The 10,289-nt window shown below is 39.8% G+C and carries 10 protein-coding genes; 5 read left to right on the top strand and 5 right to left on the bottom strand.

The annotated features are described in order from the left end of the window. Positions 1 to 104: 104 nt before the first annotated feature. The 3 genes from QM867_RS04135 to QM867_RS04125 all read right to left on the bottom strand — a co-directional run bounded on the left by QM867_RS04135 (position 105) and on the right by QM867_RS04125 (position 2,509). Positions 105 to 959, bottom strand: coding sequence for a bifunctional methylenetetrahydrofolate dehydrogenase/methenyltetrahydrofolate cyclohydrolase (locus QM867_RS04135; RefSeq protein ID WP_371607445.1), 855 nt, complete (start codon positions 957 to 959; stop codon positions 105 to 107). Between the two features lie 132 nt (positions 960 to 1,091). Further along, entirely contained in the window at positions 1,092 to 1,826 is a 735-nt protein-coding gene (locus QM867_RS04130) for an amino acid ABC transporter ATP-binding protein (protein WP_414315218.1), read from the bottom strand. Next, the gene (locus QM867_RS04125; RefSeq protein WP_414315217.1) at positions 1,826 to 2,509 is read right to left on the bottom strand and encodes an amino acid ABC transporter permease; all 684 of its coding nucleotides are present in this window, start codon (positions 2,507 to 2,509) and stop codon (positions 1,826 to 1,828) included. The genes QM867_RS04130 and QM867_RS04125 overlap by 1 nt, the downstream gene beginning before the upstream one ends. Before the next feature lie 195 nt (positions 2,510 to 2,704). Between QM867_RS04125 and QM867_RS04120 the strand changes: the two genes are divergently transcribed. From QM867_RS04120 to QM867_RS04100, 5 genes are all read left to right on the top strand, one after another. Then, the gene (locus QM867_RS04120) at positions 2,705 to 2,935 is read left to right on the top strand and encodes a DUF1797 family protein (protein ID WP_000443576.1); all 231 of its coding nucleotides are present in this window, start codon (positions 2,705 to 2,707) and stop codon (positions 2,933 to 2,935) included. A 396-nt stretch (positions 2,936 to 3,331) separates the two neighbouring features. Further along, positions 3,332 to 5,584, top strand: coding sequence for an AAA family ATPase (locus QM867_RS04115; RefSeq protein WP_414315216.1), 2,253 nt, complete (start codon positions 3,332 to 3,334; stop codon positions 5,582 to 5,584). Positions 5,585 to 5,672: 88 nt separating this feature from the next. Next, positions 5,673 to 6,122 carry an NUDIX hydrolase gene (locus QM867_RS04110; RefSeq protein ID WP_075231556.1) on the top strand — a complete coding sequence of 150 codons (450 nt, stop codon included), beginning with the start codon at positions 5,673 to 5,675 and terminating at the stop codon, positions 6,120 to 6,122. Positions 6,123 to 6,185: 63 nt separating this feature from the next. Continuing rightward, complete coding sequence (locus QM867_RS04105) at positions 6,186 to 6,485, top strand: DUF1827 family protein (protein ID WP_000767183.1); 300 nt, start codon at positions 6,186 to 6,188, stop codon at positions 6,483 to 6,485. Between the two features lie 118 nt (positions 6,486 to 6,603). Continuing rightward, complete coding sequence (locus QM867_RS04100) at positions 6,604 to 7,989, top strand: IS1182 family transposase (protein ID WP_414315215.1); 1,386 nt, start codon at positions 6,604 to 6,606, stop codon at positions 7,987 to 7,989. Between the two features lie 128 nt (positions 7,990 to 8,117). On the opposite strand, the gene metK is transcribed toward QM867_RS04100, so the two are convergent. Further along, positions 8,118 to 9,308, bottom strand: coding sequence for a methionine adenosyltransferase (metK, locus tag QM867_RS04095; RefSeq protein ID WP_414315214.1), 1,191 nt, complete (start codon positions 9,306 to 9,308; stop codon positions 8,118 to 8,120). A gap of 238 nt (positions 9,309 to 9,546) precedes the next feature. Further along, positions 9,547 to 10,245 (bottom strand): GntR family transcriptional regulator, encoded by a 699-nt coding sequence (locus QM867_RS04090; RefSeq protein WP_248034584.1) that lies wholly within the window; start codon positions 10,243 to 10,245, stop codon positions 9,547 to 9,549. Positions 10,246 to 10,289 lie beyond the last annotated feature (44 nt).

Below are 10,289 nucleotides of genomic sequence, written 5' to 3'. Positions count from 1 at the left end.
ATAATTTGTAGAAGTTTTACTGTAATTTTATTAAAAGAAGTGCAAGAAAAAACAAGTTCATTTTTTAGAACTTGTTTCTTCACTATATAAAATCAATGCTTGTATTATCTATCCAAACTACGCAATGCAGCCTGATAAGTCTGCTCCATCAGCATGGTAATGGTCATAGGCCCAACTCCACCAGGTACAGGTGTGATATGGCTAGTGATTGGCGCAACAGCATCATAGTCAACATCGCCACAGAGCTTGCCATTTTCATCTCGGTTCATCCCCACATCAATGACAACTGCTCCAGGTTTGACAAAGTCAGCAGTCACAAACTTAGCACGACCGATTGCTACGACAAGAATATCCGCCTTAGAAGCTACCTTGGCAAGATTGTGTGTTCGTGAGTGGGTCAAGGTTACAGTTGCATTCTTAGCTAATAACAACTGGGCCATTGGTTTACCGACAATATTAGAACGACCAATGACAACTGCATTCTTACCTTCTAGTTCAATCCCATACTCGTGAAACATTTCCATGATGCCAGCTGGAGTTGAAGGGATCATAACTGGATGACCAGACCAAAGGCGCCCCATGTTGAGCGGATGAAAACCATCCACGTCCTTTTCTGGATCAATAGCCAATAAAACAGCTTCTTCATCGATGTGTTTTGGTAATGGTAACTGCACCAAAATACCATGCCAAGCTGGATCTTGATTGTATTTGGCAATCAAATCCAACAATTCCTCTTGGGTAATGGTTTCAGGAACTCGCACAACTTCACTTTGGAAACCTGCAGCTATCGCTGAACGTTCCTTGTTACGAACGTAAACCTGACTGGCTGGATTGTCCCCAACCAAAATAACCACCAAACCAGGCACCAAACCTGTCTCTTCCTTCAATTTCGCAGTCTTTTCAGCCAATTGTCCTTGTAGCTTGGCTGCTAAAGCCTTGCCATCAATAATCTGTGTCATGTGTTTTCTCTTTTCTAACAAATATCTTCTATTATATCAAAAAAACACTTGTCCCTCTAACACTTCTTACCTAAGAGACCTTATAGTCTGAAACTATAAGAAAAAGCCCACTTGGAGCTTTTCATGATATTCTTACAAAACCTTACTCAAGAAATCCTTGGTTCTTTGTTCTTGAGTTTGTTCAAAGACTTGCTCTGGAGTTCCGTCTTCAACAACAACGCCATCAGCCATAAAGATGACACGATCTGCCACCTCGCGCGCAAAGCCCATCTCATGCGTCACGATGACCATGGTCATTCCTGACTTAGCAAGTTCTTGCATAACTGCTAGTACTTCTCCTACCATTTCTGGGTCTAGAGCAGAAGTTGGTTCATCAAAGAGTAGGACATCTGGTTCCATAGCAAGACCACGGGCGATAGCGATCCGCTGTTGTTGACCGCCCGACAAGCTTTGTGGATAAGCATCTGCCTTATCTGGTAAACCAACCTTTTCCAAAAGCTCATGGGCTCTCTTCTCAGCCACTTCCTTACTTTCGCCTTTGGTCTTAATAGGAGAAAGCGTGATATTTTCCTTCACTGTCATATTTGGGAAGAGATTGAATTGTTGGAAAACCATTCCCATCTTTTCACGCATGGCAAAGAGGTCATTTTTCTTATCCGTAATGTCAACACCTTCAAAGATAACTTTTCCTTTAGTAGCTCCCTCGAGGAGATTCATGGAGCGAAGGAGGGTTGACTTCCCACTACCTGACGGTCCGATAATCACCACAACTTCTCCCTTTTTAATCTCCAGATCAATTCCTTTTAAAACTTCATTTTTCCCAAAGTTTTTATGAAGATTTTCAATTTTTATAAGCGTTTCAGTCATTATTTTTTCTCTCCTTGTCCCATACGATTTTCAAAAGCTTTCAAGGCTAGTGTCAAGATAGAGGTCATAATCAAGTAGTAAAAGGCCGCAAATAAGAGTGGAGTTAAAGGTAGGTAGGTGGTTGTTGACACCGTAGTAGCTCCATTCCACAATTCCATGACACCGATTGCTGACAAGAGTGAACTATCCTTGATAATGGTAATAAACTCATTCCCCAAGGCTGGCAAGATATTCTTGATAGCCTGGGGCAAAATGACATAGCGCATGGCATTCTTAGGGCGAATACCTAGTGAATAAGCTGCTTCTAATTGTCCTTTAGGTACTGCATTGATACCAGCACGAACTGTTTCTGACACATAGGCACCACTATTCATAGAGATAATGATAATCCCTGGAATCAAACGTGAAAAATCAACTCCCAAAACTCCAATCTGAATTGTCGGAGCATTGATGTGCATAAGAGCAAAAGCAATCATGATCTGTACCATCATAGGTGTTCCACGGAAAATCCAAATATAAATATTGGCAAGCCAAGCTAAGGGCTTCATTTTAGAACGTTGCCCAAAAGCCAAGACTATCCCTAAAATTGTCCCCAAAAAGACAACCAAAACAGAAATCAAGATCGTTACGAGAGCACCATAATTAAAATATGGCAGATATTTAGGTAAAAAAGAAAAATTCATAAATCCACTACTTTCTAATTCTAACTTAAAACTTGTATGAGTATAACATGTTTTGAATAAAAATGCAATCTTTTTCCTTTTATTTTCAATAAAATTTCAAAGAAAACAGAAATAGCGAGAAATCTTAGTTTTTTCTAGTCAAGTGGATACTCTTTATGGTAAAATAGTAACGATAAGAAATGGAGGAGAATCAAAATGGAATCACATTTGGTTAGAATCATCAACCGCCTAGAAGCAATGACAAAAGATGGTGGTAACTTAAAACGTAACTTTGAGCGCGAGGGAGTTGTTGTAGCTGAAGTTGCTTTTAACCATGATGAAGAAAATGGCCCAATCTTTACACTTCGTGATGTTGAAGCGCGTGAAACATATACTTTTGACAGCATCGACTTGATTGCGATGGAAATTTACGAACTTCTATACTAATAATAGATATACAGAGGTTGGGACAAAAGATCCCGACCTCACTTTTTATTAGCAATCAAACTTTGACGCGGTAGCTGATTGGACTTTTCGTTCGTCTTTTAGACTCCCAAAACTCCTAATCATCTTCGCGGGGCTGGGACTACGAAATCGAGACTTTGTCTATCGATTTCTGTCCCACCGCCTTTCACCAACGAGAATCCTTTTTGTATGACAAATAGGATTTTTTTCTTACTATCAAGATTTTCTCATGATTAGCGCTCTACTATTCATAGTGCTAGTATCCAATCTTTTTACTTGAATTGCCCAATAATCATGATATAATTAAATTATATACTTGTTTGACTATTTTTGACCTTTTAGATTTAGTCAAGACTAAGAAAGAAATGAGGTGGCGGTATGCTCTGTCAAAACTGTAAAATCAATGACTCAACGATTCATCTTTATACCAATCTCAATGGACAACAAAAGCAAATCGATCTTTGTCAAAATTGCTACAAAATTATCAAAACAGATCCTAACAATAGCTTATTCAAGGGCATTACAGATTTAAACAACCGTGATTTTGATCCCTTTGGAGACTTCTTTAACGATCTCAACAACTTTAGACCTTCTTCTAATAACAACAATATCCCCCCAACCCAGTCAGGGGGTGGATACGGTGGAAATGGTGGCTATGGTTCCCAAAATCGTGGTCCTGCCCAAACCCCACCACCAATCCAGGAAAAAGGACTCTTGGATGAATATGGTATCAATGTAACTGAGATTGCTCGTCGTGGAAATGTTGACCCTGTTATCGGTCGTGACGAGGAAATCATCCGCGTCATTGAAATTCTTAACCGTAGAACAAAAAACAACCCAGTCCTTATCGGAGAACCTGGTGTTGGTAAGACAGCCGTTGTCGAAGGTTTAGCTCAGAAAATTGTTGACGGTGATGTCCCTCATAAACTTCAAGGGAAAGAAGTTATTCGCTTAGACGTTGTTAGCCTAGTTCAAGGCACAGGTATTCGTGGTCAATTCGAAGAACGCATGCAAAAACTCATGGAGGAAATTCGCAAACGCGATGATATCATCCTCTTCATTGACGAGATTCATGAGATTGTTGGAGCTGGTTCTGCTGGAGACGGTAATATGGATGCAGGAAATATCCTCAAACCAGCCCTAGCTCGTGGCGAACTCCAACTTGTTGGAGCTACTACCCTCAATGAATACCGCATCATCGAAAAAGATGCTGCCCTTGAACGTCGTATGCAACCGGTCAAGGTTGATGAACCAACTGTTGAAGAAACCATCATTATTCTGAAAGGTATCCAAAAGAAATACGAAGATTACCACCACGTTCAATATACCGACGGCGCTATCGAAGCAGCTGCTACTCTTTCAAATCGCTACATCCAAGACCGTTTCTTGCCAGACAAGGCCATTGATCTTCTAGATGAAGCTGGTTCAAAAATGAACTTAACCTTGAATTTTGTAGACCCTAAGGTCATCGACCAACGCTTAATCGAAGCAGAAAATCTCAAGGCACAAGCAACCCGCGATGAAGATTTTGAAAAAGCAGCCTACTTCCGTGACCAGATTGCCAAATACAAGGAAATGCAAAAGACCAAGGTAACGGATCAGGATACCCCAATCATCAGCGAAAAGACGATTGAACACATCATCGAACAAAAAACTAATATTCCAGTTGGTGATTTGAAAGAAAAAGAACAATCTCAACTCATCAACCTAGCAGATGACCTCAAGGCTCATGTTATTGGTCAAGATGATGCAGTTGATAAGATCGCTAAGGCTATCCGTCGTAACCGTGTTGGACTCGGTACTCCAAACCGTCCAATCGGTAGCTTCCTTTTTGTTGGTCCTACCGGTGTCGGTAAAACAGAACTTTCTAAACAGCTAGCCATCGAACTCTTTGGTTCTGCTGACAGCATGATTCGCTTTGACATGAGTGAATACATGGAAAAACACAGCGTGGCTAAACTCGTTGGTGCCCCTCCAGGATACGTAGGCTATGATGAAGCAGGTCAATTGACTGAAAAAGTTCGTCGTAACCCCTACTCACTGATCCTCTTGGATGAAGTTGAAAAAGCCCATCCAGATGTTATGCATATGTTCCTTCAAGTCTTGGACGATGGTCGTTTAACGGATGGTCAAGGTCGTACCGTTAGCTTTAAAGACGCCATCATTATCATGACCTCAAATGCAGGTACAGGTAAGGCAGAAGCTAGTGTTGGATTTGGTGCTGCTAGAGAAGGCCGTACTAACTCTGTTCTTGGAGAATTAGGCAACTTCTTTAGCCCAGAATTCATGAACCGTTTTGATGGCATTATCGAATTCAAGGCCCTCAGCAAGAAAAATCTCCTTCAAATCGTTGACCTTATGTTGGATGATGTGAATAAACGTCTCTCAAGTAATAATATCCATTTGGATGTAACAGATAAGGTTAAAGAAAAACTTGTAGACCTTGGTTACGATCCAAAAATGGGAGCTCGTCCACTCCGTCGTACAATCCAAGATTATATCGAAGATGCGATTACAGACTACTACCTTGAAAATCCAAGCGAGAAAAACCTCAAGGCTGTCATGACTAGCAATGGTAAAATCATGATTAAATCAAAAAATAAATTGGAAACAGTTGACTCAAATGACTAATTCCACATACTAAAAGAATGTTCTTACTTGACAGTAAGAGCATTCTTTAATATGATAGAAAGAAAGCGCACACATAAAGGAGAAATTTATGACGAATCCAACCTTTGGAGAAAAAAAAGAGGGTGTAACCTACAAAAATAGATATGGTGTTTATGCAGTCATCCCTGACTCAGCACATGAAAAGATTATCCTCGTTCAAGCTCCAAATGGTGCATGGTTCTTGCCTGGTGGCGAGATTGAAGCAGGCGAAGATCATTTTGAAGCTCTCAAACGAGAACTAATTGAAGAATTGGGTTTTACAGCTGAGATTGGCACTTATTATGGACAAGCAGATGAGTATTTCTATTCCAGCCATCGCGATACCTACTACTACAATCCAGCCTATCTCTACGAAGCTACTTCTTATCAAGAAATCCAAAAACCTTTGGAGGACTTCAATCATCTAGCTTGGTTCCCAATCGATGAAGCCATTGCTAACTTAAAGCGTGGCAGTCATAAATGGGCAATTGAAGCTTGGAAAAAACAGCATCAAGTTTAAATTAACTTTTCCAATTTTTCCAAAAAGTGCTATAATAGAAATAGAAACACAGGAGGAAAGCCTATGAAGCTCATCAACACTACTAATTCTCACTCAAACCTTGTTAAAAGCCAACTGGAGAGTACCGACGCTACACTCGTAGAAGTCTACTCTGCAGGCAATACTGATGTTATCTTTACTCAGGCACCGCTTCATTATGAAATCCTCATTTCCAATAAACATCGTGCTATCCGCGAACAAGAAATAGAAAAAATCCAAGAATTTTTCTTGAATCGCAAGATCGAAAAGCAAAATATCGATGAAGCTAATATCAAGACCCTCTACTCTGAAAAATTGATTGAAATCTCAATCCCAACAAAATAAAAATCAGTTTAACAACTGATTCAGATAGAAGACAAAGTCCTTGGAACTAAAGTTTCTAAGGGCTTTTCTTTGTGTAAAGTCGTATAATAGAGGTAAGAAGAGTTGTGAGGTGTTCCCTATGTTTCACAAAGAAAAACCTGATTATAATCGTAAGCAATATGGTTTCTATACAATAGACGAATTGGTCCCTAAAGATCACTTTCTTCGACAAGTTGATTCAAAAGTTGATTTTGACTTTATTTATGATTTGGTAGAAGATACCTATAGTCCAAATAACGGTCGTCCTAGTCTTGATCCCGTCATGTTAGTCAAAATTCCTTTGATTAAATGTTTTTATGGTATCCGTTCCATGCGCCAAACTATGAAAGAGATTGAAGTAAACGTGGCCTATCGTTGGTTTCTCGGACTAACTTTAGATGATAAGGTTCCTCATTTTACTACCTATGGGAAAAATTACAGTCGTCGTTTTCAAGATAAAGAACTCATTTCTGAGATTTTTTCCCAAGTTCTCAATCAAGCTTTGTATGCAGGTTTAATTGATCCTTCTGAAATATTTGTGGATGGTACCCATATTAAAGCGGCAGCTAATAGTCACAAGTATCGTAAGGAAATGGTGAACCAACAAGCTAAATTTATGAGTGAACAATTGGCAGTTGAGATTGATTTAGATCGGAAAAAACACGCAAAAAAGTCCTTAAAGCCCGCAAAAGAAAGTGAGGCAAAAGAAAAGAAAATCTCAACAACAGATCCCGAGTGTGGTTGGTTTCACAAGGGTGAACACAAGGAAGTATTTGCCTATTCTGCCCAAGTTGCTTGCGATAAGCATGGTTGGGCCTTAGCTTATACGGTTGAAGCAGGAAATGTTCATGACAGTCAGGCTTTCCCTGCCTTATTTTCAAAGTTAGAGCCTTTCTCCCCCCACTATATTATTGCGGATTCAGGCTACAAAACCCCAACTATTGCCCATTATTTATTAGAACGTAACATCATCCCTGTCTTCCCTTATACTCGTCCAAAGGGAGTAAAGGGGAACTTAAGGCCTAGTAATTTTGTTTATGATGCAAGTCATGACTCTTATGTCTGTCCAGAGAATCAAGTATTAAGCTATCGCACTACCACTCGAGAAGGCTACCGTGAGTATAAGAGTAATCCCAAAGTATGTGTTAATTGTCCCTTATTATCCGTTTGTACCCAAAGCAAGAATTTTCAAAAAGTAGTAACGAGACATGTCTGGAAAGATGCCCTTGAATTTTGTGAGGAGATTCGTCACCAAAGAGAAATGAAAGAGCTCTATAAGAAGCGCAAAGAAACAATTGAACGGCTTTTTGGGACGGCTAAGGAGTACCATAATTTGAGATACACTAGAGAGAAAGGAAAGTCCAAAATGGAGGATCAGGTTGGGCTTACTTTGGCGTGTTTAAATATCAAAAAACTGGTGAAATGGATAGAGAATATCCCTTTTTATTTTGTTCTAAATCCGATTTTTGAATGGAATATCAGATGATGAGACAACATATTTTTGAAAACAGAAAAATACAAACGCCAAAAATGACGTTTGTCTTCGTTCTGAATCAGTTTAACAACTGATTTTATATGCAAAAAGATTGGTAGTTGTACCAATCTTTTTTAATATTATTTAACTGCTTCTTTCAAGGCGTCAACCTTATCCAAGCGTTCCCATGGAAGATCGATATCTGTACGTCCCATGTGTCCATAAGCCGCTGTTTGACGGTAGATTGGACGTTTCAGATCCAGCATTTGGATGATTCCTGCTGGACGAAGGTCAAAGATTTGACGCGCTGCTTTTTCAAGCTTGCTTTCAGCTACTGTACCAGTACCGAAGGTATCGATACGAACAGATACAGGTTGGGCTACACCGATTGCATAAGCCAATTGAACTTCTGCTTTCTTAGCAAGTCCTGCTGCAACGATGTTTTTTGCAATGTAGCGAGCTGCATAAGAAGCTGAACGGTCAACCTTAGTCGCATCTTTACCAGAGAAGGCACCACCACCATGACGTGAGTATCCACCATAAGTATCCACGATGATCTTACGACCTGTCAAACCTGAGTCTCCTTGAGGCCCTCCAATAACGAAACGACCTGTTGGATTGATAAAGAATTTAGTCTCATCGTCAAGATAAGAAGCTGGAATGACTTCTTTGATAACCTTGTTAATCACATCTTCATGAATTTGTTCATTGCTCACTTCTGGATCGTGTTGAGTTGAAATAACGACTGTATCCACGCGCACTGGCTGGTCATTTTCATCATATTCAACAGTAACTTGAGATTTAGCATCTGGACGAAGATAGCTAATTTCACCAGACTTACGTAGTTCTGCCAAGCGACGAACCAACTTATGGCTGAGTGAGATTGGCAATGGCATGAGTTCTTCAGTTTCATTAACCGCAAAACCAAACATGAGACCTTGGTCTCCAGCTCCAATCAAATCAAGTGGATCTTGATCAGCATTTCCACGAACTTCCAAGGCTTCATTAACACCTTGGGCGATATCAGGAGATTGTTCTACCAATGATGGGTGAACTCCTACGGTCTCAGCAGAAAATCCATACTCTGTATTAGTATAGCCAATCTCTGCAATCGTATCACGTACCACACGGTTAATATCTACATAGGCATTGGTCGAAATTTCACCAAAAACATGAACTGAACCAGTATAAACAGCTGTTTCAGCAGCAACGTGGGCTTCTGGATCTTGCTCTATAATAGCATCCAAGATAGCATCTGAAATTTGGTCTGCAATCTTATCTGGATGCCCCTCAGATACAGATTCAGACGTGAATAATTTACGTTCTGACATAAAAATGTCCCCCCTTAAAAAATATTCGTTATAGAGTTACAAAGTACTGGTAGAGAATCGATAAACGACGTTCACTACCACCTTATCGGGACCATATAACCTAACTATTATAACACGAATCTTTGAAAAATACTCGTATGATTACTATTTTTCTCAGAAGGAAAATATTTTCTAATCCAAACCAACTAAAAAAACTCTTAAAGTAGATCTGATTTTACTCCAAGAGTATTGTTAAAAACTAATTATTTTCTAGATAAAACTCAAAACGTTCTCCGACGTATTGGCTCTTTACATACTCGAAAGCTGTACCATCATCAAAGTATGAAACCTGAGTAAGCCCTAAAATAGCATGTCCCTTTTCCACTTCCAGATAATGAGCAATTTTTTCCTTGGCTAAGCGAGCATATATAGTCTGGTGAGATTTACCAATCCGATAACCATGTTTCTGCAAGGTTTGAAAGAAGTGCTTGGTTACTTCTTCTTTCTTAAAATTTTTGATAAATTTCTCAGGGATAGAAGCCACCTCGTAGACTACAGGAACTTGATCTGCATAACGAACACGTTCCATCCGGATAATATTTTCAGTAGCCTTAATCCCTAATTTTTCAACTTCTTGCTCATTAGGAATCGTTCGACGATAGGAAATCAGATGACTCGATGGTGTTTTACCCTGTGCTTTTACAATCTCCGTAAAACTAGTTGTTCCACGCATTTTTTCCTGAACACGAGTACTAGAAACAAAGGTCCCACTACCCACACGACGCTCCAAAACCCCCTCCTCGACCAAAAGGGAGATGGCTTGACGCAGAGTCATACGGCTAACTTCAAATTCCTCAGATAAATCTCGCTCACTTGGAAGTCTTTCCCCAATTTTCCAACTTCCCTCATCAATGTCTTTCTTGATTTGGTCGTGGATTTTCATATAAGCTGGTAACATGCTTGCTCACTTCTTTTCTTTATTTTTTCCATTGTACCCTATCT

This window comes from Streptococcus infantis (genome assembly GCF_047463635.1).
In the GTDB taxonomy this organism is placed as follows: domain Bacteria; phylum Bacillota; class Bacilli; order Lactobacillales; family Streptococcaceae; genus Streptococcus; species Streptococcus infantis_W.
This window is presented reverse-complemented; position numbering and strand designations above follow the sequence as displayed.

Excerpts from the sequence above, each read along its gene's own strand:
- QM867_RS04135 (WP_371607445.1), bottom strand. The coding sequence starts at position 959 with ATGACACAGATTATTGATGGCAAGGCTTTAGCAGCCAAGCTACAAGGA.
- QM867_RS04130 (WP_414315218.1), bottom strand. The coding sequence starts at position 1,826 with ATGACTGAAACGCTTATAAAAATTGAAAATCTTCATAAAAACTTTGGG.
- QM867_RS04125 (WP_414315217.1), bottom strand. The coding sequence starts at position 2,509 with ATGAATTTTTCTTTTTTACCTAAATATCTGCCATATTTTAATTATGGT.
- QM867_RS04120 (WP_000443576.1), top strand. The coding sequence starts at position 2,705 with ATGGAATCACATTTGGTTAGAATCATCAACCGCCTAGAAGCAATGACA.
- QM867_RS04115 (WP_414315216.1), top strand. The coding sequence starts at position 3,332 with ATGCTCTGTCAAAACTGTAAAATCAATGACTCAACGATTCATCTTTAT.
- QM867_RS04110 (WP_075231556.1), top strand. The coding sequence starts at position 5,673 with ATGACGAATCCAACCTTTGGAGAAAAAAAAGAGGGTGTAACCTACAAA.
- QM867_RS04105 (WP_000767183.1), top strand. The coding sequence starts at position 6,186 with ATGAAGCTCATCAACACTACTAATTCTCACTCAAACCTTGTTAAAAGC.
- QM867_RS04100 (WP_414315215.1), top strand. The coding sequence starts at position 6,604 with ATGTTTCACAAAGAAAAACCTGATTATAATCGTAAGCAATATGGTTTC.
- metK (WP_414315214.1), bottom strand. The coding sequence starts at position 9,308 with ATGTCAGAACGTAAATTATTCACGTCTGAATCTGTATCTGAGGGGCAT.
- QM867_RS04090 (WP_248034584.1), bottom strand. The coding sequence starts at position 10,245 with ATGTTACCAGCTTATATGAAAATCCACGACCAAATCAAGAAAGACATT.